Source organism: Fibrobacter sp. UWCM, from assembly GCF_900129735.1.
Classification (GTDB): Bacteria; Fibrobacterota; Fibrobacteria; order Fibrobacterales; family Fibrobacteraceae; genus Fibrobacter.
This window is the reverse complement of sequence record NZ_FQWR01000002.1, coordinates 178747-201019: the sequence shown is the minus strand read 5'-3', so window position 1 is coordinate 201019 and position 22273 is coordinate 178747. Positions and strand designations below refer to the sequence as shown.

Sequence of the window (22273 nt, the reverse complement as noted above, 5' to 3'; positions counted from 1 at the left end):
TCTACTCCAGGCGGATTTTTTTCATGTGCGAGCCACCCGCAGTCTGAACGCGCAGCACATATATGCCTGCAGGGATTCCCTTGAGGCTCATCTCCATACTGCCAGAAACATTCCCGTTCCAGAGAGTCTTTACCGCGGTTCCCGTCACGCTGAACATATCCACACGCACGTGGCCCACAGCATTCACATGCAGTGCGCGGCCCTGCTGCGACATTCCTACCGCCGAGGGCAAGCGGGCCTCAGGAACAGCGACACTCCCGTCGGAACTGGAACTCAAATCCACGTTCATCTCGCTCGAACTAGAAGACTGCGGAGGTTCCGCGCTCGAGGAACTCTGCGGCGGCGGATTCGAGCCCGCCGTCATGAGGTTAGGCATGTTGCCCGAAACCAAGAGGCCGTTCAAGAGCTTGAGCGACTGGTTAAAGTAATTCTCGTCACCGAGCGCCACCGCTTCTTTCCAGTATTCGTCAAGTTTGGACTGGTACTTGGCATCCGAGATGAGAGCCGTCATCAAGGATGTCACGAACGTACTGTTGTGATCGTTGCCGAGACTGCCGGAAGAACGAAGTACAGGCCCCTTCATGTTCGATGCAGGAACAGTCGACACGAACTCAGCCATCTTCTTGTCTATTGCAAGAGCACGCTGGTCGCCATGCCAGCAGACAGCCTTCGCGTTACGCCACGGGGCGCGCGATGCATCGTAGCTGTAGTAATCGTCTTCACTCTTGCCGTTCTTGTCAGTCCAGTCGTCCACAAGGCCCGTATTCACTTCGCCCGAACTCGCCTCGTAAAGCTTCATGTTGGCGTCGTAGGCGGTCTTGCTCCAGAACTCGGCGTTTTCCGTATCAACGGCGGCGAAAAGCGGCATGTAGGCCGGGTCGAAGTAACCCGGGTTCTTGCGGTTTAAGGCGGCATCGCCCCACTTGTCACCAGGCATATGCAAGCCGTTGCTTTCGAATTCGGACTTTTTCATGGCCTGAATCAGTTTCTTGGCGTCTTCCTTGTACTTCTCGTCGCCAAACTGGTAGTATGCCATCACCAAGGCTGCTGCGGCATCGATATCGCCATCCAGAGCGGCACCGTTGCCCGCATCCCACGATTCCGAAAGATTACCGATTTTCCAAATCATGAGTCCGTTCTCGTTCTGGAACTTCTTGTAGAAATTCCAAATCTTGTCGAACTGGCTCTGGTAACTCGTAGTATTGTCACTGAAATAGACCATCAGGAGCATGCCGTAGCCGACACCTTCCGAAAAATACTGGTTGGACCCAGGATCAGAACGCACACCGGCGATATCGCCCTGTTCGTTGTACATGTCCCTCATCCAGGCAGCGAACTGCTTTTTCAGCTGTTCCGAGGCGGCAGCCTTGTCGCTCAAAAGAGTCGCGTTTCCGCCATAATCCGACATCTGCGGATACGGGAAGTTCACCGCCGCCTGCGAAAGTCCAAAAGCCATAAGGCCCGCGAGGCCCATTTTTACCAAACATTTCATAAACACTCCTTGTCGTTACGCGACTTATCTAAATTACAAGTTCTCGCCTTTTTTTGCAACCTTTTTTTTTGTGATTCTGTCAAAATAAAGGGCAAAATGTGATTTTGTTCAACCAAAAAACTTTCCTCCGGAACTTCGCGAATCACTTTTTCGCATCAAGTTCCGCCCGAAGCGAGTCCAGTTTTGTCAGAACCGAATCTAACCGAGCCGTATACTGCCTTGCACCGAGTTCGCTCAGGTGCGTCGCATTGAACGCCATGTCATCGGTATAGTCGTGTTCGCCCATCCTGTATTCGTCAAACACGATAAACCCGCTTTCCTTGAACATCGATATGATGGATTCCGCGACGGCCCAGCGCGGGCCAAAGTAGTCGTAGGCTTCCGTTTCCCGGTACATCGGGCTTCGCGGGGTTATGTTGACAAAGAACTTTATCCCAAGAGTTTCCATATTCTTCTTGAGGCCCTTGAACGTTTCAAAATCCACCTTGAAATGCGAATTCGTCGTGTACATCCACGCGATATCATCGATGTACGTCGGTTCCTTCCAGCCAGCCGAGGGCAACAGGTATGTCCCCTCGATATACGACGACGAGAACATGTCCTTCGTGAATTCCTGTTCAGTAGCACTCTTGACTATGGCATCGAACTGCGCGTCCAGATGCTTTTCGTCGTAGGCAAACCCGGGGGAATTGTCGTAGAGGTCTTCCCACATGTCCTCTTCCAGATGGAAAAGGAACCCGGGAGTCAGTTCCATCGACACGACCTTCAACGAGGATGCGTACGGGAGCACATAGTTCTTCAGCAGGTAAATCGCCCCAAATACATCGCCCAGCGTGTAAGACATATTGAGCGTCCTGTAGGTTTTCACCGAATCGTCGATAAGCGCATTCAGCGTCATGGAACTGCCGAATGCCACGTACTCGACATCCTTGTACACCGACCAGAACTTAGACATCTTGCTTGCGAGTTCTACCGCGGAGGTCGCATACTCGTAGCCCCCTTCCGGGTCATAGTAGACGCCAGCGCTATCCGCCGAAACGGAATTTCTCTCCGCATCAGAACTCCCGTACACCCACATATTCGGATGCCAGAGTTCCATTCCCGAGGCAACCTCGAGCAAAGCAGAATCGGCAAGATTAAGGAGTGCAATCTTGGAATGAGCCCCTTCCCCGTTCACGAGCGTCACGACCGCCACGTCAGAGGAAAGCTTCGGCGAATTGTCCGAGCGGGCCACCCATTCTGCATGGTCAAAACTGGTCCCGGCCGGAGCGGGGATTCCCCGAACGAGCGTTCCCGTACTGTCTACGACAAGGAGCATCTCGTGCGTACCGTAATCAGTTCCCGCAAATTCCTTGCCCGTCTTCCCGCCAAAATCAAGGAACAGGGTGCGCTTGGAATTGTCCCGCGAAAGGCTTGCATTGCAGGCCTGTTCCCCGCCGTACCAGACAGTATCGAGCGCATCGCCGGCATCCGCCGAGCCCGAAGGCACAACCCGCGCACGCAAAAGCCTCGCCCCGGTAACGGCCAGCCGCCCGTCCTTGCTCACGCCATCGTGGTAAGCGCCGTCAAAAAGTTTCTGTGGTGTGCCAAACCTATTGTTCGCAAACTTGACCTGCCACGTACTCTGCGACTTAAACGATGCATCATCCTTGTTGTTGCCCGCACTGGTCACGTAGACAATTACCGTGTCCCCGTTCTCGAGAACGCGCCAACGCGGGATTGCCGCAGATTCCGCGTTCAACTTCACGAGATTAGAACCCGACGGATTCAGGTGACGCACATACACCTGCGACTTCCCGTCAATTCCTTCGAGCCCCGTACAGAACGCGACAAGTTTCCCGTTCGGGGAAATTTCCGGATGATAAACCGTCAGCGTATCCCGGATTTCAACCGCAGACGTGCCTCCTATAGCAAAATCGACGTAGGTCAGGTTTCCGGTAAGGTCGTTGCGAAAGGCCAGTTTCGCCTTGCTCGTGCCCAAAACCGTACCGAGCGTAGAAGCCTTCGTGAGCACATTCACGCGGCTGCTGGTAAGGGAACCGTCTCCATTCACCCACAGCGCATCGGGAATCTTTCCGTACGCAACGCGAAAGCCCACGTAATCGGCCCGGGAACTGCCGGTAACCGTATAGATATCCCCGCGGTTATATATCTTCATGCCCTTCGGCTTGTCGTTGTAACTGCCACCCTTCACCACCTTTTCGCCAATCGAACCGCCATCGGAACCCCCGACATAGTTGACCACCACAGAATCCACGAACGCGCCCATCCAGTCGTTCACCCATTCAAGCGCATTGCCTGCCATATCGCAAAAGTCGCTGTCCCGCGCAGCGGAATCCAGTTCGGATACTTCGTCCGCCGTACAAACCAGATGCAGTCCGTGCCCAGAATTTTCTGCATTCCAGCCCTTTTCGGGATTCCACCTCCTGCTTGCCACGAGCACCCATTCCGCCTCGGTCGGCAGCCTGTATGCATCCAGTTCCGGATGGAACACGAGTCCTTCAAGACCGGTGCAATTGCCTTCTTCATTGAATGTCGCCGACTTGTAGGTATAGGCTGTATCGTACTTTTCGAACTTGCTTCTTGCGTTCACATACAACACGGCATCGTAATACGTGACGTTTGTTACCGGATAGTTCAGCGAATCCAGCGTGAACTTTCTTTTCTGGTTCCACTTGGCAGGCACTTCCACCGAATCCATCATCATCTTGTATTCGCGACGGGTAATCTCGGCTTGCCCCATATAGAAATCATAGGTCAGTTCGACCTTCATGGAGGGGCGCTCCTTCGCCGGAGCAAGCGTATCGTTCGTGCCTAAAGCAATACGGCCTTCACCGGGCTTTACAATGCGCATCCCGGAGAATTTTTTTGAAGTTGCACTCTGTTGCGGGCGGGTGATGCTATCCGCCCCATGGCTACGCCCCGAAGAATCACAAGAGCACAGGATAGCAAGAAGGCTACCCAGCACAAAAAGAAAAATCTTGCGACCCGGAGAAAAAAACATGACCGGCGAACACTCCTAGATACAGTCAAACCAACAGAAAGAATATAGCAACATAGAAACCGTATTTTTGCTAAATTTTTCCTGTCAGCAAACAAAACTTCAAGAAAAGAGGTACAACTATGCCCGCACAAGGTGAACACAACAAATGGATAGCCCTCGCCCTCTGCATTCTGCTCGGTTACCTGGGCCTGCACCGCTTTTACGAAGGTAAAATCTGGACAGGCATTCTCTGGCTCTGCACCGCAGGCCTCTGCGGGGTGGGCGTCGTCGTTGACGCCATCCTTATCGTGATGAAGCCGGAACACTACTAACAGACGAAAGAACGGCCTTGCAGGCCTATAGACGAAAGACGAGAGATATTCGGGAATGAAACACTTATTTGTTATCGCGACGGCGAGCGCCGGCAAGATTAGGGACTTTGCGCACATCCTCGGCACCGACCACTACGAATTCAAGACACTGAAAGATATCGGATTCGACGAGGAAATCATCGAGAACGGCAACTCGTTTGCCGAAAACGCCATCATCAAGTCGAACACGACCGCACTGTGGCTTGCCAAGCGCGGCATCGAGGCGACGGTACTTGCCGATGACTCCGGCCTGGAAGTTTTCGCACTCGGCGGAGCCCCCGGAATCTACAGCGCCCGCTACTGCGGTGACCACGGGAACGACGGCGCGAACAACGACAAACTGATGAAAAAGCTCGAAGGCATCGAAGACCGCAGGGCACGCTACTTCTGCGCACTCTCGTACCAGACTGTAAAGCGGGTTGACGCCCCGATCTTAAACGGCGCAACATTAAACGGCGCCGGAACTCGGGTCGGCGACTTCGTCGTGAGCGAGCCGCAGATTTTCGAGGGCGAATGCCGCGGACAAATCAACTACGCCCCCGTAGGCGACATGGGCTTCGGTTACGACCCGCTATTCGTTCCCGACGGCGAGACACGCACCTTCGCGCAGATGGAACTCGAAGAGAAGAAGGCCATCAGCCACCGCGGAAACGCCATCCGCGCCCTGAAAAAGGCGCTCGGGAAATAAAGGCCTCGCCATTTTTTCAAAACGTTCGCAAGAATCGTGTCACAATGAAAATCTTATTCGCACCGTTACAAGGTTACACAACGGGCATCTACCGTAAAGCCCATGCAGAAATCTTTGGCGGAGTCGATGCTTATTACGCGCCCTTCCTGCGCATAGAAAACGGGAAGCCGCGCGAAAAGGACTTGCGGGATTTGGAAGTTTCCAACCCGCAGCATTCCAACCCAGAAAAGCCGGCATGCGCAATTACCGTGCCGCAAATTATTGCGAACAGCGTAGATGAATTCAAGGTTCTCACCGAAGTCCTTTTGCAAAAGGGATTCACGCAAATCGACTTCAATATGGGTTGCCCTTTCCCCATGCAGGTCAACCGCCATCGCGGTTCTGGTTTGCTAGGCGACACGCAAACCGTCCAAGCAATTATGGGCGAAATCGCGCGGCAGTCTGCAACAGAGACCGCTAGATTTTCCGTCAAGATGCGGCTCGGGCAAAGTTCCCCAGACGAGGCTTTCGCGCTCCTCCCGATTTTAAACGATACTCCGCTCACGCAAATCACACTCCACCCGCGGCTCGGCAAACAGCAATACAAGGGCGCAATTGATATCAAGTCATTTGAGAAATTTTACAGCGAATGCCACCATCCACTCGTCTACAACGGAGACATATCGAGCGTTTCGCAAATCTGCGAAATGGAATGTCGCTATCCTAAGCTCGCAGGCATAATGATTGGTCGCGGATTACTTGCGCAGCCAAGCCTCGCAGCGGAATACAAAGCAGGGAAAGCGAACATAACAGGAAAAGAATTTACAGACAAGCTTCTCCAAATGCACGAAATCATTTTCGAGTACGCTTGCAAAACATACCAAGGCGACAGCCAAATTCTTTCGCACGTTCAAAGTTTCTGGGAATACATCGAGCCCAGCCTCCCCAAAAAAGTATTCAAGAAAATTCAGAAGGCCGGAAAACTGAGCGAATACCAAGAAGCAATTATTGAGATGAGGGCCCTCTCGTGAAAAGCGTTTATATCGAGATAACGGACGCCTGCAACTTGCGTTGCAGCTTTTGCCCCAGCAGTGATTGTAGGTACGAGGCCGGCTCGGGCGTATCGCACACGTTCATGCCGAGTGCACTTTTCAAGAAGTGTATCGCGGGGGCTGTCGAAGCAGGAATCGAGAACGTTTATTTGCACGTTCTGGGCGAACCCACGCTACATCCCGGTTTTGCTCTCTTCCTCAGGGAAGTAAAGGCCGCGGGCCTTACCGCCACGCTCACCACGAACGGCACGACCATCAGGCGAGTCGCCCACCACATATTGAACTGCCCCGCCGTGCGCCAGGTAAACTTCTCGACGCACGCGTATGCGGAACTCCCGCCAGATGACGCCCGCGAGCATCTCGGGGACGTTCTCGATTTTTGCAGAATCGCGCTCATCGCAAGGCCCGACATGTACATCAACCTGCGACTCTGGAACATCGGTGCAGCAACCGCCGGAGACTGGAACGAGTTCGCGATTTCTCGCATAAACGAGACGTTCAACACGCAGGTCGCTCCGGGGAATTTCTGCAGCAGGCACAAGAGTTTCCCTATCGCGGGCAGGCTCTACCTGCACGAAGATTCAAGATTCGAGTGGCCCGCACGTCATATCAAAAGCGAAAGAAGCGAGTGTCATCCTGAGCAGAGCACCGACAGGTGCGACGTCGAAGGATCTACGAACAAACCGGTCGCAGGCACATGCCATACCCTCGATACGCACGTAGCCATACTCCACGACGGGCGCGTCGTCGCCTGCTGTCTCGACTACAGCGGGCAAATCACCCTCGGGAACATCGTCGACCAGGGCCTCGCCGAAATTCTCGGCTCGCCCCTCGCCCGCAAACTGCGCGAAGGGTTCGAAAAGCACGAACTGCGCCACCCATTCTGCCAAAAATGCACGTTCTGCAAGCGGTTCAAGTAAGAAACATGCCACCAAAAAAATTCCCTTGTTTTGTATATTAGGGACATGCCGCGAACTAATCGCATCATTCAGGACTTTACCGGAGTCTACGCCGAGCAGCCCTTTATGCAGGGGCTGCGAAAAGACGCGGTTCAAAGTTCCGCAGGGCCGGACGCAAAAATCCGCTGGATAGACTGTTCCGACATTCCGGGCACCGACTGCTACTGCGACGACGAGGCCGTGACCGCCATCCGCAAGCAAATCGCCTCTGCTGGCATCACGGATGCGAGTGGCATTCACTTCTTCGACAACGGGAATTACCACTACATGAGTAAAATCTGGACCGACATGGTCCAAGAACCGTTTTCGCTTGTCGTTTTTGACCACCATCCCGACATGCAGGCCCCGAGATTCGGGAATATTCTCAGTTGCGGTGGCTGGGTCAAGAAGGTTCTAGACGAAAACCAGTTTATAAACAACGTTGTCATTATCGGGGTTGCCGACCACCTCGTAGATGAAATCCGCACAGAGCTTTCGCAGGCAGGTGATGCCAGTGTTTTAGACAAAGTAACTTTCATCAAAGAAAGCGAAGTACGTGAAACCGGCACACCCTCGTCATTCTCGCGAACATCCTCGTCATTCTCGCGAACAACCACGTCATTCTCGCGAATGCGAGAATCTTTAAGATCCCCGACCGAGTCGGGGATGACAGAAGGCCGAATCTATATTTCCATCGACAAGGACGCCCTCTCCCCCGCCTACGCGGCCACGAACTGGGACCAGGGTTCGCTGGATATAGCGACACTCAAAGAAATCATCGCCAATCTCGCAGCAAACCACAAGATTATCGGCGTAGACATCTGCGGCGAACGCGCCCGTGACTTTGCAGGCGACGAGTACCACACCGTGCAAGAAGCGGACGCCCTGAACGACCGCATAAACCGCGAATTGTCGGATTTTTTAACTTCCCTCGCGCCGTCCCCTACTTAATTTCCAATTTATAGAAAGTATCGTAGTGGTCTGACGTGTAGTAGATTACGCAGTCCGGCTGATACACGAGCCGCTTGGTTCCGCGATTTGCACCGGAATAATCCACATCGGCTTCACGATAGGAACCTTCGGGCAACGTTGCGTGGTAATTGTCCGGATTCGAGGCTAAATTGTCAAAGTTGTCGCCGCCAATCATCACGCCGATCGTGGTCCACGGGTTGAAATTCCACTTTTCAAAGGTGTTGCCCGTCTTGGACTCGTAAAGCTTTTTGCCTTCACTCTTGCCGACATAGTTCGCGGGTAACTTGTCAAACTTGCACAGGTATGCCGCAACGGAATCCTTTGTCGTGTACAGACCAGATTCCTCCACCGCTTCGTAGATGCTTTTTTCTGTTGCGCTAGATGATTCCGCTACGCTACTGGAAGAAACTTTTTCTACACTGGACGAAGATTCTTCTTCATCTTCTGCAGAAAGCGAAGTCGTGCACGCCGTGAAGAAAATCGCGACAAAACCGGCAAGAAAAAACTTGAAAAACGACTTGTTCATACCATCAATATAACTTTTTCAAATCGCATTTGCTATTTTTCTATGCAGAACATAACACCGGGACAAAATTCTTCGGCTCTCCGCTCAGGATGACACATCCCGTGACCAGCATTTCTAATAACTAACAACTAATAACTAAGAACTAAAAATGGATATCAACGAACTCGCACAACAGCACATCTTGAAGCAGCCCGTCTACGTGACCGGCAAACCCATCGCCTACACCGCCCGCGAATTTGGCCTCGACCCGAAAGACGTGGACAAACTCGCGAGTAACGAGAACCCCGTGGGTCCGAGCCCGAAGGGCATGGAAGAGGCCCGCAAGGCTCTCGAAGAAGTGAACCTCTACCCGGACGGCGGCAGCTACGACCTCATCGGAAAGATTGCAGAGTTCCGCGGCGTGAAGCGCGAACAGATTGCAGTGGGTAACGGCAGCAACGAGCTCCTGGACATGATTGCCCAGGTGTTCCTCGGCCCCGGCACCGAAGCCGTCATGGGCAAGCACAGCTTCGCCGTCTACAAGCTCGCCACCATGTCCATGAACGCGAAGATTATCGAAGTCGACATGCCGGCCCCGGCCTACAACTACGACCTCAAGGCCATGCGCGCCGCCGTGAACGAGAAGACCCGCATCGTGTTCCTCGCGAACCCGAACAACCCGACGGGCTCCGACCTCACCGCCAAGGAAATCCTCGACTTCGCCGACAGCCTGCCCGAAACCTGCGTGCTCGTGATGGACGAAGCCTACACCGAATTCATCGAAGACACACCGGAGCTCGTCCCGGATTTCAAGAGCCGCATCGATGCCGGCAGGAACATCATCTGCTGCCGCACCTTCAGCAAGATTTACGGTCTAGCGGGCCTCCGCGTGGGCTACTGCATCACCCGTCCCGAAATCGTCGGCCTCATCAACCGCATCCGCGAACCGTTCAACGTGAACAGCATCGCCCAGGCGGCCGCCATCGGCGCCATCGACGACCAGGAATTCGTGAACAAGGTCCGCGAGCTCAACAAGAAGGGCCTCGAACAGCTCAAGGCCGGTTTCAAGGAACTCGGCCTCCCCTACGTGGACAGCCACGCGAACTTCATCGCCGTGAGCGGTTTCAAGGACCCGATGGACGCGTTCAAGTTCCTGCAGATGAAGGGCACCATCATCCGCCCGCAGCCTGCCATGGGCGACGTGCTCCGCATTACCGTGGGCACCGAAGCGCAGAACGAAAAATGCCTCAAAAACATCAAGGCATACCTCGGGAAGTAAATCACTGGTTATGTCATTCCCGCGAAGGCGGGAATCTCCATTTCAAACCAACAAAGGGAGATGCCCGCCCGGAGGCGGGCATGACAATTTAGATGAGTGCAAACCATCAAAATAACAGGATCAAACCTCACGGAGTCGCGCGAGTCATCTCGAAGCGCGGGTTCTGTAGCCGTAGCGTCGCAGAAAACCTGGTCCGCGAGGGCCGGGTTTCTTTGCGTGGTAAAATCGTACGCGATCCCGAAACGCCCGCCTACGAGAATGACGAAATCGCAATAGATGGCACTCCTGTCGAGGCCGCCCAGAAGTTCTATTTCGCGATGAACAAACCGCGCGGAATCGTCACTACTGCAAGCGACGAGAATGGCCGCATGACCGTGATGGACCTGTTCCGCGAGCAATACTCCAAGATGTTCCCCGGCAGGCCCGTACAGCACATATCGCCGGTGGGCCGCCTCGACGCCGCCAGCGAAGGCCTGCTGCTTTTTACGAATGACACAGCCTGGGCGGACCGCGTTCTTACCGACGCAAGCCACAAAAAAATCTACCGCGTGCAGGTCAAAGGCCACCCCACCGCTGACGACCTTGCAAAAATGGAAAAAGGCTTCAATGTACCGCCCCGCGTCTTCGGCGAGAGCAAAGAGTTCATGCACGCCGATCGCGCGACCCTCCACAGCGAAGGCGAAAAGAACTGCTGGCTCGAAATCACGCTATCCGAAGGCAAGAACCGTGAAATCCGCCGCATGCTCGCCCACCTGGGTTATGAAGTCATGCGGCTCATGCGCATCCAGTTCGACAAATACACACTGGGCAATTTAAAGCCAGGCGAAATCAGGGAAATCAAGCCCCGTTAAAACAGCGCTACTTCCAAGCGGCAGTCAGCGAAATCCCTAGATGGAGGTTATTTATTTCTTCAACAGGGTCGCGTTTCGGGTTCTTCCCTATCCGGAAGTTCTCATCACCGTATTCGTAATTCGAGCCAGTCGCGTTTTCATATATTCCCATATTCAGGGTAAAGCCGATGAAGTAATGTTCCGACACCTTCCAGAGTTTGCCTACCTCGAACTTGCCACCGACCTCGAAATTACAGTATGCCATTCCGTAGTCTTCCCATAAGTTGTCGGTAAACATGAACGAAAGTGTCGCCCCAATAAAAGTCCCGTATAAAAATGAAGATTCTGTCTGGAAGGGGTACACCTTTAGTCCAAAGCCAAAGATCGGGCGGACCATGACTTCGGTCCTATCGTATTCCTCCTTGTCGCGGGAATAGAACTTGTAGCGTGAATCGCCTATCGATACGGCAAGGCCCAAATCAAAAAGGAAAATGAACCGCTTGCCCAGAGTAAGCCCCGCCTGCACATCGAGTATCGGGCCGCCCCCTTCAAACGAGTAGATATCGTAAGTGAGGTCCTCGTCATAGACCATCTCGTCGCGGTCCTTGTCGTGATACCAATGGATAGAGGATTCCGTCTCGTAACCAGATTTCGTATAATGGCCACCCAGGGATACTTCGAAATACGGGAGTACCGAATCGTCCGAAATGGCAAGCGCCGCACAGGCCAAGCACGCTACTAATTGCACCATCCGTTGGAACATTTCAACCTCAGGGCTGCGTAATTCACGAACTTGCCACAGGATGTATCCTCCGGCGGCATGAATTTATCGAACTCGTAATCTCCGGCGACACTGCGCTCGTCAAATTCCACAAAGCGGAAATTGAGGTCATCCGGCTTCCAGTATTTCGAATGGCTGTCAATCTCGTACGTGGGTAGCGCAACGACCTTGTCACCGCAATAGAAAGAAATATCGACAGAAACTTTATTCTCACGGCCAAGCGAGAACAAACTATCGCAGAAAGACCTACAAGTAATCCCGATTGAAGAGTCCGATTCTATGGACGTATCCGCCCAGACGATATCTCCGGCCTGGTACGTAATCCGCAATTCCAGGGAATCTACCTTGTCGGGCTTATATGCGGCAATGTCGGTCGAGTATTCAGGGTCAGTTTCCCAATCCGGGTCACAAGCCATGCAACAGAATGCAAGCCACGCCAAAACAAGCGCGTAAAATATCGCAAATCTGGACCTGATTAACTTCATCAGGTTTTAATATATAAACAAATTAAATGTTGTGCAACAGGCGTCGGTTAAAAATTAGCAGCAGAAACTGAGTGCAGCAACCAGCGGGGCATTCCAGTTGATGGCGGTCTCGTTGCTCGCAAAGGAGCAGCGTTCGTCCGTGTACGAGAGTCCCGGCTGCGGGCCCGGATAATGCGGGAAACGGTGCATGTCCTGCCTGTCGGCATTGATGCCACCCGCGAGAAGCCCGGGAATCGGGTCCTCGATACCGTCGGAATGGCTTATGCGATGATGGATGAACTTCGGGGAACTCCAGGCGGAGCCCGTCACGAAGCAACGGTCCACCGGATTCTTCCCGAAAATAAAGTCAAGCATGCGCCTTGCACAGTCCGCATAGACTTTCGACGGGAACCATTCATCCACAAGGAACAATGTAAGCGCATGGTTTGCAATTTCGCCGTTCGAGCCCCATACAAACTTGCGGATAGAAAGCCCGTACGGGTCCTCACCGGCAAGTTTCACGATTTTGTCCGCAACGCCCTTCAGCGTATTGCGGGCCCGCACCTGCAAATCCAGGTCCTGCGACTGCAGGGCAAGCGCAATCCAACCCAAGTTTTGCGTATCGCGCCAGCTCATGCCCAAATCGGGCGGGCATTTTTCCATGTCACGGAGGAGCAGTTCCTTAAGGTCCGCACCAGCGACCTGCTCTTCGCGGTACAGCATCGCGCGCGCCCAAAAAAACTCGTCATCGTAGCGCTCGTCACCATACCCGCCGCTACCCTCGGTATTGTGCGGGTAAGTGACATCGGGATTCTCGACGGCCCAGCGGTAAGCACGGAGGGATGCATCCAGGCACTGCTTCGCAAATCCGGGATACGCACGGGCAAATACGCGATGCGCCTGCGCAAGAGCACCTGCAAAATTCAGTGTCGATGTGGTCGATTTCCCCAGAATCTGGCGCTTCTGCGACGCATCGGACTGCGACGGCGAAACAAAGCCGTCCCAGCGCACCGGCGACACCTTGAAAAACACGCCGCCGTCATCGTCCTGCATGCGGAGAAAAAATTCAAGTTCGAACCGGATTTCCTCAAGCAAGTTCGCACGGAACGATCCCGCGTCAAAAAAGTCAGCATTGCTCGCTACCATCGGGCGGTCGTCCGCGAATTCGGCAGCAAGAAGGAGCGTCGCCACCGAAACGCCCCCATTCACGATATACTTGCCGTAGTCGCCCGCATCGTACCAGCCGCCATGAGCATTCCACGTTCCGGCACGTTCCATGCTCGGGTGGAATTCGATGTTGTCGTCCAGATGCGCGGCGGGTCTCGCCCATTTCCCAGCACGGTCCGGAGTCAACTCCACACCACAGCGCTGGAAATAGAACGACCTGAGAGTAGATGAAAGTTGCTCTAGCGCGAGCCTGTCCGACACTTCAAAAATCTTGGATTCAGCGAGGATATTCCCCTTCGCATCCATCACCGCAATACGGTAATTCCCATCCCTTGCAATTTCCGAAAAGTCGCCTTCCCATACAAATTCGTCTGTATATGAACAGGCGCCCTTCTCGGCCATCGAGGCACCGAACACGCGTTCTCCCCTCTCGGTATATACCTCAAACCACGGTTGCATCCCCTTCAGGGGATTATCCGCCACATCGCATGCAAGCAGGAAAACCTTCGGCCCCTTGGGGGCATAGCCGACATGGTTGTAGCGGACACTGAATTTCATGCCCTAAGAATAAATTTTTCACAGCCCAAAAGAAAGGGCCTTGATGTCTTTTCCGTTTACAAAAATAACCAGCGCAATTAGATCAAATCTCTGTTCAAGAGTTCGCCGTGATCAAGCACCAAGCGGCGGAAGGGGCTATTCAGGTAAAAGTCCGGGTTATGCGTCGCCATCACCACGGTGGTGCCGCGGGCATTGATTTCCTTGAAAATCTTGAACACCTCGTCAGCGTTTTTCGGGTCCAGGTTACCGGTCGGTTCGTCCGCCAAGAGCAAGTACGGGTTATGCACCATCGCGCGGGCAATAGCCACACGCTGCTGTTCACCACCGGAAAGCGTATAGGGCATCGCAAATCGTTTCTGGCTTATCCCCACCAGGGCAAGCGCGTCAAAAACGGCCGCATTTATCTTGCTGCTCGGGGTCCCTACGATGCGGAGTGCCAGCGCAACGTTCTCAAAAACGTTCCTGTCGGGCAATAACTTGAAATCCTGGAAAATTATTCCCATCTTGCGGCGGAACGCCTGTATCCTGTTGTCCGGGGAACTCTTGCTGTCGTAAATGCAGTCGCTGGTGAACTTCACCATTACCTGGCCGCCACGCTCCATATCGGGGCGTTCGTCCATATAAATTAACTTCAGCACGGTCGACTTACCCGCACCCGAATGCCCCGTCAGGAACACGAACTCACCCTTATTGATACGGAAGGTGACATTGTTCAGCGCCTTCCAGTTATCCTCGTAGGACTTTGTCACATGGGTGAAATGAATCATGATGGTCCGAGCTCCTCGCCAAAACCGGAGAACTATTCCGTCATGCGGATTTCGATGTGGACTTCCTCGCGCCACTTCTTGAGGAGGGCGTTCAGTTTCTCGTTTTCCAGGTGGTTTGCCGCCATAGCCTCAATCTTGCCGTAGTCTTCCTCGAGCGTAAGTTCGCGAATCTGGCGAGAATCATCCAGGCGGAACAGGTGGTACGAGCCGTCAATTTCCACAGGCTCCGAGACTTCGCCCACGTTCAGGTTAGAAACGGGGTCAACGTACGCGGGTTCCATCTCGTTCTTCTGGTACCAGCCCAGCAGGCCGCCCGCAAAGTTGCTCGACTTGTCGGTACTGAACTTCTTCGCAGCCGCAGAGAAATCGTCCTTCGTCTTGATGGAGGCACGGAGAGAATCCGCCAGTTGCAGCACGCGTGCAGAATCCGCTGCCGTCGGAATCGTGCGGAGCAGAATGTGTGCAGAACGCACGCCGTCTTCCTTACGGCCAATCACACGGACAATGTGCCAGCCGCGGTCCGTCTTGACCGGAGTGGAGGAATACTGCCCATTCTTCAGCAGGTCGAGCGTGCGCTCAAAAGCCGGGTCCAAAAGTCCACGCCTGTAGTAACCGAGGTCACCTCCCTTTTCGGCAGAGGAATCCTGCGAATGGTTCTTCGCAAGCAGTTCGAATTTGATACCCAGGTTCAGGCTATCCACGAGATTCTCCGCCAGGCGCTTCACGGAATCCACGATGGCGGAATCCGGTTCAATCTTCAGCTGGATATGGCTCAGCTGCACGCAGTTGTACTGCCTCGGGAGCGAATCCTTGTACGTCTGGTAGAAAAAGTCCACTTCCTTCTTGGTCGGGCTTACCGCACCCACATGGCGCTGGCGCACGCGCTGCGTTTCCACATGGCTCCTGATTTGCTTCGCAAGCTGTTCGCGGTACTGCGCCATGCTCACCCCAAGCTGGGAACGGATGGCCTTCTCGAGCGTCGCCATATTCACGTTCTGGCTTGCCGCAAGCTGGCTCAGGTGCGCCGTCACGCGCTGGTCGATTTCCGCATCGCTCACCACGATGGAATCGCGGTCAATGCGGCTCAGCAAAACCTTTTCTTCAATCAGCTTGTCGAGCACATACTGCTTCTGCTGTTCCTCGGTCATCGCAGCGCCTTCGGGCGTTTCCTGGAAATGGTACAGGTTGTTCAAGAACTCCGAGCGCATAATCGGCTTCCCGTCGACAATCGCCGCAATCCCTTCCATGAGGACCGGGGCAGAAAAAGCCGAAGCGACAAGCCCCGCAAGGGCGACAACAACTAGATAAAACTTCTTCATTCGCTTTCCTTTTCAGAGAACACGGTAGATTTCGAGAAAATCGGCCGTTTCATTTTCCATTCTTTCTTCAGGCGCTCCATGACCGTATTGCGGTGTTCGAGCCAAACCATGTTCGAAACATCCTCGGCAACGTCCTTGTAGGGCCTCACCTCCGCAGAATCGAGCCTTTCCGTAACTATCGCCATCTTCAGGGCGCCACCACAGTAGCGCATTACCGAGAGTTTGCCTATCGGGAACGTCTCGATTTCCTTGATCATGCACGTATCCGGCGAGGCTGTCACGGTATCGAACTTCACGATTTCGCTTATCAGCGGGTTTTCCGCAGGTACCACGTTCAGGGCCCGCGACTTCATTTCCTTGTAGTACGCATCGGCATTCGCCCACGTCTTAAAGTAGAGAATCGCACCCGAGATGGAGGTCTTGCCACGCAGGTAGTTTTCGCGGTGTTCCTGATAGTAGCTCAGTTTCTCGGCATCGCCTATCAGCATGGTATCGGCAAACGTCTGCAGGTAGTAATCCACCACCAGTTTGCGCACGGTACTCTCGATTTGGCCCGAAAGCACGGAATCCGACATAATCCCGGCATCCATGGCCTCCTGGTAGGCAACCTCCTCGTCTATCCAGTGTTCGAGGAAGGCGAGCCGTGCGCGATCATCCAGCGAGTTCCAGTTCGGGACCATGCTCAAGAGTTTGGACTGCGTCAGGTTCACCTTGCCCACGGAAACAACGACCGGGTCTTCCTTGCCAAAGGGCAAGTCGAACGGCAACTTGAACGGCAGGTCACAACCCGTCAAGGCAACAAGCGAACACAGGCTCAATGCAAACAATAAGCACTTCACAAATTTCATCGCGCTATAATTTAGAAAATTCATGCCCCGCAATGTCATAAAACTCATTTTTTGCTAAATTTCCCGACGAAAATTTAAGCGGGCACGGATTTTGCGACGTTGCCACGTTTATCCGTATGGATTGACGCGTTGTTGCAGTCCTCGTGCCAAAGAGGAAAAAATGAAAGTTTCTTTGAATTGGCTCAGACGTCACGTTGATCTTCCGGAATCTGCGGAAGAAGTTGCAAAGGCGCTCACCTCTATTGGCCTCGAAGTCGAAGGCATGGAAGAACCGGGCAAGGTCTACGAGAAGCTCGTGGTGGCAAAGGTCCTCACCTGCGAAGCCCACCCGGACAGCGACCACCTGCACATCACCACCGTGAACGACGGCAAGGAAACGCTCCAGGTCGTGTGCGGCGCCCCGAACGTAGCCGCAGGCCAGACCGTGGTTCTCGCCCCGATTGGCGCGGAACTCCCGCTCCCCGATGGCGGCACGCTCAAGATGAAGAAGTCCAAGATCCGCGGCGTGGAAAGTTTCGGCATGATTTGCGCCGAAGACGAAATCGGCCTCAGCGACGACCACGCGGGCATCATGGTCCTGGATGACAGCATCCCGGCTGGCACCCCGTTCGTGAGCCTCGGCCTCTACGACGTGTGCTATGAACTGAACGTGACCCCGAACCGCCCGGACGCTTTGAGCCACCGCGGTGTGGCCCGCGAACTGGCCGCGAAGTTCAACCGCCCGCTCAAGCCGCTCGCCTACACCTTGAACGAGGACGCCGAACCGGCAAGTTCCGCCATCAGCCTCGAAGTGGTCCCCGGCTGCGGCTGCTCCCGCTACGTGGGCCGCGTCATCAAGGACGTGAAGGTCGAAAAGTCCCCGGCTTGGCTTGCGAAGCTTTTGCACGCCGTGGGCATGAACAGCATCAACAACGTCGTCGACATCACGAACTTCATTTTGATGGACGTGGGCCAGCCGCTCCACAGCTTCGACATGGACCAACTGCACGGCAACAAGATCAAGGTGCGCCGCGCCGTGAAGGGCGAAAAGATTGAAACGATTGACCACACCGCCCATGAACTCGTTGAAAACGACCTCGTGATTTGCGACGGCGACCGTCCGGCCTGCGTTGCCGGCGTGATGGGCGGCGTCGAATCCGAAATCGTCGATGCCACCAAGAACGTGTTCCTCGAGAGCGCCTGGTTCAACCCGACGGTCGTCCGCAAGCAGGCGAAACGCCTCTGCATTTCCACGGACTCGAGCTACCGCTTTGAACGCGAAATCGACTTCGCGACCCAGGACGAATACAGCAAGTACGCCTGCGCACTCATCCAGGAAGTGGCCGGCGGCCGTATTCTCAAGGGCACTGTCGAATACACCGGCGACGACCACAAGAAGGAATGCAACGTGGTAACGCTCCGCATCGCGCAGGCTGAACGCGTTATCGGCATGAAGCTTGAAATGGCCCAGGTGGAAAAGTTCCTCACAGGCATCGCCCTCGAAGTCGTTTCCAAGACGGCAGATTCCATCACGTTCAAGATTCCGAGCTTCCGCCCCGACCTCGAACGCGAAGTGGACCTCATCGAAGAAGTCGCCCGCCTCGTCGGGTTCGACAACATCCCGTACACGCTGCCCTCCTTCAAAATGCAGCCGAACGAGCTTCCGCCGATTGAAGTTCTGAACCGCAAGATTCGCAAGACGCTCTCCGCAATGGGCCTGCACGAATGCCTGAGCCTGCGCTTCACGAGCAAGGCCCGCACCGAGGCCCTCTTCGGCCCCGAAAGCGACGACCGCCGCAGCAAGCCCGCACTGCTCCTGAACCCACTCTCCGAAGAACTCGGCGCCGTTCCCACGAGCCTCCTCCCCAACCTCCTCAAGAGCGTTGCCGAAAACGAGAAGAATCGCCCCGGTTCCGTGCGCCTGTTCGAAGTGGCCAAGGGCCAGTTCAAGCGCGACCGCAAGGACGTCCGCGACCCGGGCTTCGACGAATCGAACCTCGTCGCCCTCACGATTGCAGGCAACTTCGACGTGAACCCGCTCAACGACAAGCCCGCCCAGATTGACTTTGCCGCGTTCAAGGGATTCGTGCAGAGCTTCCTCAAGCGCGTGGGTCTCGTGGTGGAATTCCGCGTGCCCGCCAAGCCTGAAATCTTCCTGCACCCGGGCAAGCAGACCGAAATCCTCGCCGACGGCGTGGTGCTCGGCACCATGGGCGAACTCCACCCCTCCGTGATGGCCGCGAACGACATCAGCTACACCACCTACGTGATGGAACTCGACATGGACAAGATGGAACACGCCACCCACAAGAAGATCGTGTTCGAAGCCTTCAGCCGCCAGGTGCCGTCTAGCCGCGACATCTCGCTCGAAGTGGCGAAGTCCATGACCCACGAGGACATCGTCGCCCGCATCAAGGGTTTGAACCCCAAGAACCTCGCGAAGATTACCCTCAAGAGCATCTACGAAGGCGACAAGATCGAAGCCGGCAAGAAGAACATGGTCTACAGCCTCACCTACCAGGCCATGGACCGCACGCTCACCGACGACGAAGTCAACAAGGCGCACAACAAGCTGCGTGACAAGCTCGTCGCGAACGGCGACATCGCACTCCGCTAAACTGCGCCTATATAAAGATTAAAACCGCTGAGGCATCCTCGGCGGTTTCTTTTTTCAGAATTTACAGCGTTTTTACGCCGCTAGCAAACCGGTTTTTATTCCAGCGCTTCCCTAATCTGCTGGATAAAGTCCATTTCCTCGGGCGAAACGTTGGTCTCGTTGTCGTTTTCGCGCGAAGCGTTCGCTACACGGAGCATCGATTCCAGAACAAGGCTACGGAACTCGCCGGACTGCCCCTTGAGGACCTCGACGCAAGCCGCCGCGCGCTCCTTCGCCGTCTTGAAACTTGCATACGTATTGTTGAAATCGTCCCACGAGACATCCGGGGTCACCTCGTCGTGAATGGCATCGAGCGCATCGCTTTCCGCCTCGGTCGCGGAGGTAGAACCGGGCAGCAATTTCTCTGTCTCGGATTCATGGTACAGGCATGCCACCTGCCAAGAAAGAATCAATAACGCCAAATTCGGATTCATCGTGTACCTCGTGGTTTTATTTGAAAAGATACTAATTTAAAAATAGGTCATTAGTCCTTGGTCAATAGTCAATAGTTTTAAAAATAGGTGGCTTTATTTAGCCAATGACTAACGACTATTGACTAATAACCCCTTTAATTATTTTTTCTATATTCAAGCGCATGGCATACGTAGCAATGGCCCGCAAGTGGCGCCCGCAGTCCTTTGACGACATGGTCGGGCAGGAACATATCGCACAGACCCTCAAGAACGCAATCGAAGGGGGCCGTCTCCACCACGCATTCCTTTTTACCGGGACCCGTGGCGTAGGCAAGACCACCAGTGCCAGAATCCTCGCCCGCACGCTCAACTGCACCGGCGGCGACCCGCTGCACCCCTGCGGAAAGTGCGAAAGTTGCAAGGATATCGCGGGCGGCAACCCGATGGATATCTACGAAATAGACGCGGCCTCCAACACCGGCGTCGACAACATCCGCGACGTGATTGACCGCGTGCAGTACCCGCCCGTTATAGGCAAGTACAAGATTTTCATCATCGACGAAGTCCACATGCTCTCTCCGGGTGCGTTCAACGCGCTCCTGAAGACCCTCGAGGAACCCCCTCCGCACGTGATTTTCATCTTCGCGACCACCGAAGTGAACAAGCTGCTGCCGACCATCCTTTCGCGCGTGCAACGCTTCGACTTCAAGCGCCTGACCATCAACCAGATTGCCTCGCGCCTGCGCTACATTTGCGAGCAGGAACACATCAACGCCTCCGACGAAACCCTCAATATTTTCGCCGAGAAGGCGGATGGCTCCATGCGCGACGGCCTTACCTTCTTTGACCAGGCATACGCGTTTACCGGCAGCGAGATGGACGCCGATTCCGTGCGCTCCGTGCTCGGCATTCCGCCTACGGAACTGTTCTTCGAGCTCATCCTGGCCATCGAGAACCACGACCTCAAGGGTTGCTTCCAGATGGTCGACAAGGCCGTCAACCGCGGTATTGAGTTTGCCCCCCTCCTCGACGGGTTCGGCAAGTTCCTGCGCAACCTCATCTACAGCAGGCTCGACGCCTTCACGCCCGACGAACTGAACATTTCGGCGGAACTCTACGAGAAATTCAAGGAAACCGCAAAGGGCCTCTCGAACGGCGACCTGCTGCGCATTTCCAAGATGCTTATCGACCTGCAGGCGCAAATCCGCTACAGCACGAACCCGCGCCTCCTGGTAGAAACGACTTTCGCGCGCATGGCATGGCTAGACCGGCTGACCGATCTACGACGCGCACTAGCCGCCATAAACGACCCCAAATCCGCCGCCGACGAGGCGACAAAAAAAAAAGTAGGTAAAATTCTCGAGGTTCTTCCCCAAGCGGAGGAAACCGCTTCATACGAGACGTTCCCCGAATCGCCCGCACCGTACACGCGGTTCGAGATTACCAGCGCATGGCCCTCCATATCGGCATCGCTCGCGAACTGCGGCGACCTGCAGTTCTCTGCCGCCGTAAACGGTTCCGTTCTTGAATCGGGCGACCAGAAGCTGACCCCGTTCCCGCTGTTCCTTACCTACGTATGCGAAAACGAGCAGAGCGTTCCCTGGGGCTACCAGCAAATACAGGAACAGCCGGAATACCTCGCGCGCCTAAAGACTATCCTCCAGGACAAACTCCAGACCCAGGTCGATCTTAGGCTTCGGCTCAGGACTTTTACCAACGAAGAACTCATCGCCCGTGCAAACGCGCAGAAAAACCCCTTTGAGCGAGACATGGATAAGGACGAACTTCTCAGGAAGATGGTCGAAATCTTCGGCGGACAATATTTAAATTCTAAACAGTTAAACAAGCAGGTTGACCTCCCGACAAGCGAGTCGTGTGAAGAGGTCACCGACAACTAGAAGGAAACGCACTATGGACATGAACAAGATGCTCCGGGACCTCCAGAAAATGCAGAGCAAGATGCTCAGGGCCCAGAACGACCTTAAGACGCAGAGTTTTGATGCCGAGGCGGGCGGCGGCATGGTGAAGGTGGCCATCAACGGCCAGGGAATCCTCACCATGATAAAGATCAACCCCGACGCCGTCGACAAGGACGACGTGGAAGCTCTCGAAGACCTCGTCATGGCTGCCATCAACGCAGCAATCAAGAAGAAGGACGAAGCGGCCCAGTCGAGCCTCAACGACATCACCGGCGGCATGAAAATCCCCGGCCTGATGTAATCCGGACACATC

The 22273-nt window shown here is 54.6% G+C and carries 20 protein-coding genes; 10 read left to right on the top strand and 10 right to left on the bottom strand.

The window, feature by feature from the left end; genetic code table 11:
* Position 1: 1 nt before the first annotated feature.
* Both BUB22_RS02275 and BUB22_RS02270 read right to left on the bottom strand, forming a co-directional pair.
* Positions 2-1492 carry a glycosyl hydrolase family 8 gene (locus BUB22_RS02275; RefSeq protein ID WP_073113744.1) on the bottom strand — a complete coding sequence of 497 codons (1491 nt, stop codon included), beginning with the start codon at positions 1490-1492 and terminating at the stop codon, positions 2-4.
* A 142-nt stretch (positions 1493-1634) separates the two neighbouring features.
* A complete protein-coding gene (locus BUB22_RS02270; protein ID WP_175547215.1) occupies positions 1635-4460 on the bottom strand; it encodes a TIGR02171 family lipoprotein in 2826 nt (941 codons plus the stop codon).
* Positions 4461-4615: 155 nt separating this feature from the next.
* Between BUB22_RS02270 and BUB22_RS02265 the strand changes: the two genes are divergently transcribed.
* From BUB22_RS02265 to BUB22_RS02245, 5 genes are read left to right on the top strand one after another with little or no spacing between them, the layout of a single operon-like run.
* Positions 4616-4807, top strand: coding sequence for a TM2 domain-containing protein (locus tag BUB22_RS02265; RefSeq protein WP_072809959.1), 192 nt, complete (start codon positions 4616-4618; stop codon positions 4805-4807).
* 55 nt (positions 4808-4862) lie between these two features.
* Positions 4863-5534 carry a non-canonical purine NTP pyrophosphatase gene (locus BUB22_RS02260; RefSeq protein ID WP_073113742.1) on the top strand — a complete coding sequence of 224 codons (672 nt, stop codon included), beginning with the start codon at positions 4863-4865 and terminating at the stop codon, positions 5532-5534.
* 44 nt (positions 5535-5578) lie between these two features.
* Entirely contained in the window at positions 5579-6544 is a 966-nt protein-coding gene (locus BUB22_RS02255) for a tRNA-dihydrouridine synthase family protein (RefSeq protein WP_073113741.1), read from the top strand.
* Complete coding sequence (locus BUB22_RS02250; protein ID WP_073113740.1) at positions 6541-7485, top strand: radical SAM/SPASM domain-containing protein; 945 nt, start codon at positions 6541-6543, stop codon at positions 7483-7485. The genes BUB22_RS02255 and BUB22_RS02250 overlap by 4 nt, the downstream gene beginning before the upstream one ends.
* 45 nt (positions 7486-7530) lie before the next feature.
* Complete coding sequence (locus BUB22_RS02245; RefSeq protein WP_073113739.1) at positions 7531-8454, top strand: arginase family protein; 924 nt, start codon at positions 7531-7533, stop codon at positions 8452-8454.
* On the opposite strand, the gene BUB22_RS02240 is transcribed toward BUB22_RS02245, so the two are convergent.
* Entirely contained in the window at positions 8447-9001 is a 555-nt protein-coding gene (locus BUB22_RS02240) for a ribonuclease domain-containing protein (protein WP_073113738.1), read from the bottom strand. The two genes, BUB22_RS02245 and BUB22_RS02240, sit on opposite strands and share 8 nt — an antisense overlap.
* Before the next feature lie 148 nt (positions 9002-9149).
* On the opposite strand from BUB22_RS02240, the gene hisC reads away from it, so the two are divergent.
* Both hisC and BUB22_RS02230 read left to right on the top strand, forming a co-directional pair.
* Positions 9150-10259 (top strand): histidinol-phosphate transaminase, encoded by a 1110-nt coding sequence (gene hisC / locus BUB22_RS02235; RefSeq protein WP_073113737.1) that lies wholly within the window; start codon positions 9150-9152, stop codon positions 10257-10259.
* 92 nt (positions 10260-10351) lie between these two features.
* A complete protein-coding gene (locus BUB22_RS02230) occupies positions 10352-11110 on the top strand; it encodes a pseudouridine synthase (protein ID WP_073113736.1) in 759 nt (252 codons plus the stop codon).
* Positions 11111-11117: 7 nt separating this feature from the next.
* On the opposite strand, the gene BUB22_RS02225 is transcribed toward BUB22_RS02230, so the two are convergent.
* From BUB22_RS02225 to BUB22_RS02200, 6 genes are all read right to left on the bottom strand, one after another.
* A complete protein-coding gene (locus BUB22_RS02225) occupies positions 11118-11840 on the bottom strand; it encodes a hypothetical protein (protein WP_139258670.1) in 723 nt (240 codons plus the stop codon).
* A complete protein-coding gene (locus BUB22_RS02220; RefSeq protein WP_073113734.1) occupies positions 11828-12355 on the bottom strand; it encodes a hypothetical protein in 528 nt (175 codons plus the stop codon). Before BUB22_RS02220 ends, BUB22_RS02225 begins: the two co-directional genes overlap by 13 nt.
* 54 nt (positions 12356-12409) lie before the next feature.
* On the bottom strand, positions 12410-14059 hold the full coding sequence (locus tag BUB22_RS02215) for a glycoside hydrolase family 9 protein (protein WP_073113733.1): 1650 nt from the start codon (positions 14057-14059) through the stop codon (positions 12410-12412).
* A 77-nt stretch (positions 14060-14136) separates the two neighbouring features.
* Positions 14137-14826 (bottom strand): cell division ATP-binding protein FtsE, encoded by a 690-nt coding sequence (locus tag BUB22_RS02210; protein ID WP_072809933.1) that lies wholly within the window; start codon positions 14824-14826, stop codon positions 14137-14139.
* A gap of 32 nt (positions 14827-14858) precedes the next feature.
* Positions 14859-16145 (bottom strand): peptidylprolyl isomerase, encoded by a 1287-nt coding sequence (locus tag BUB22_RS02205; protein ID WP_073113732.1) that lies wholly within the window; start codon positions 16143-16145, stop codon positions 14859-14861.
* The gene (locus BUB22_RS02200; protein WP_139258668.1) at positions 16142-16993 is read right to left on the bottom strand and encodes a hypothetical protein; all 852 of its coding nucleotides are present in this window, start codon (positions 16991-16993) and stop codon (positions 16142-16144) included. The genes BUB22_RS02205 and BUB22_RS02200 overlap by 4 nt, the downstream gene beginning before the upstream one ends.
* A 160-nt stretch (positions 16994-17153) precedes the next feature.
* On the opposite strand from BUB22_RS02200, the gene pheT reads away from it, so the two are divergent.
* Positions 17154-19589, top strand: coding sequence for a phenylalanine--tRNA ligase subunit beta (pheT, locus tag BUB22_RS02195; RefSeq protein ID WP_073113730.1), 2436 nt, complete (start codon positions 17154-17156; stop codon positions 19587-19589).
* A 95-nt stretch (positions 19590-19684) separates the two neighbouring features.
* Here the strand turns inward: pheT and BUB22_RS02190 are convergent, their stop codons facing one another.
* Positions 19685-20062 carry a hypothetical protein gene (locus BUB22_RS02190; protein ID WP_073113729.1) on the bottom strand — a complete coding sequence of 126 codons (378 nt, stop codon included), beginning with the start codon at positions 20060-20062 and terminating at the stop codon, positions 19685-19687.
* Between the two features lie 161 nt (positions 20063-20223).
* Here BUB22_RS02190 and dnaX point away from each other — a divergent pair, with 161 nt between their 5' ends.
* Positions 20224-21939 carry a DNA polymerase III subunit gamma/tau gene (gene dnaX, locus BUB22_RS02185; protein WP_073113728.1) on the top strand — a complete coding sequence of 572 codons (1716 nt, stop codon included), beginning with the start codon at positions 20224-20226 and terminating at the stop codon, positions 21937-21939.
* Positions 21940-21952: 13 nt separating this feature from the next.
* Positions 21953-22261 carry a YbaB/EbfC family nucleoid-associated protein gene (locus tag BUB22_RS02180; protein ID WP_072809918.1) on the top strand — a complete coding sequence of 103 codons (309 nt, stop codon included), beginning with the start codon at positions 21953-21955 and terminating at the stop codon, positions 22259-22261.
* Positions 22262-22273 lie beyond the last annotated feature (12 nt).

Excerpts from the sequence above, each read along its gene's own strand:
- BUB22_RS02275 (WP_073113744.1), bottom strand. The coding sequence starts at position 1,492 with ATGAAATGTTTGGTAAAAATGGGCCTCGCGGGCCTTATGGCTTTTGGA.
- BUB22_RS02265 (WP_072809959.1), top strand. The coding sequence starts at position 4,616 with ATGCCCGCACAAGGTGAACACAACAAATGGATAGCCCTCGCCCTCTGC.
- BUB22_RS02260 (WP_073113742.1), top strand. The coding sequence starts at position 4,863 with ATGAAACACTTATTTGTTATCGCGACGGCGAGCGCCGGCAAGATTAGG.
- BUB22_RS02255 (WP_073113741.1), top strand. The coding sequence starts at position 5,579 with ATGAAAATCTTATTCGCACCGTTACAAGGTTACACAACGGGCATCTAC.
- BUB22_RS02245 (WP_073113739.1), top strand. The coding sequence starts at position 7,531 with ATGCCGCGAACTAATCGCATCATTCAGGACTTTACCGGAGTCTACGCC.
- BUB22_RS02240 (WP_073113738.1), bottom strand. The coding sequence starts at position 9,001 with ATGAACAAGTCGTTTTTCAAGTTTTTTCTTGCCGGTTTTGTCGCGATT.
- hisC (WP_073113737.1), top strand. The coding sequence starts at position 9,150 with ATGGATATCAACGAACTCGCACAACAGCACATCTTGAAGCAGCCCGTC.
- BUB22_RS02230 (WP_073113736.1), top strand. The coding sequence starts at position 10,352 with ATGAGTGCAAACCATCAAAATAACAGGATCAAACCTCACGGAGTCGCG.
- BUB22_RS02225 (WP_139258670.1), bottom strand. The coding sequence starts at position 11,840 with ATGGTGCAATTAGTAGCGTGCTTGGCCTGTGCGGCGCTTGCCATTTCG.
- BUB22_RS02220 (WP_073113734.1), bottom strand. The coding sequence starts at position 12,355 with ATGAAGTTAATCAGGTCCAGATTTGCGATATTTTACGCGCTTGTTTTG.
- BUB22_RS02215 (WP_073113733.1), bottom strand. The coding sequence starts at position 14,059 with ATGAAATTCAGTGTCCGCTACAACCATGTCGGCTATGCCCCCAAGGGG.
- BUB22_RS02210 (WP_072809933.1), bottom strand. The coding sequence starts at position 14,826 with ATGATTCATTTCACCCATGTGACAAAGTCCTACGAGGATAACTGGAAG.
- BUB22_RS02205 (WP_073113732.1), bottom strand. The coding sequence starts at position 16,145 with ATGAAGAAGTTTTATCTAGTTGTTGTCGCCCTTGCGGGGCTTGTCGCT.
- BUB22_RS02200 (WP_139258668.1), bottom strand. The coding sequence starts at position 16,993 with ATGAAATTTGTGAAGTGCTTATTGTTTGCATTGAGCCTGTGTTCGCTT.
- pheT (WP_073113730.1), top strand. The coding sequence starts at position 17,154 with ATGAAAGTTTCTTTGAATTGGCTCAGACGTCACGTTGATCTTCCGGAA.
- BUB22_RS02190 (WP_073113729.1), bottom strand. The coding sequence starts at position 20,062 with ATGAATCCGAATTTGGCGTTATTGATTCTTTCTTGGCAGGTGGCATGC.
- dnaX (WP_073113728.1), top strand. The coding sequence starts at position 20,224 with ATGGCATACGTAGCAATGGCCCGCAAGTGGCGCCCGCAGTCCTTTGAC.
- BUB22_RS02180 (WP_072809918.1), top strand. The coding sequence starts at position 21,953 with ATGGACATGAACAAGATGCTCCGGGACCTCCAGAAAATGCAGAGCAAG.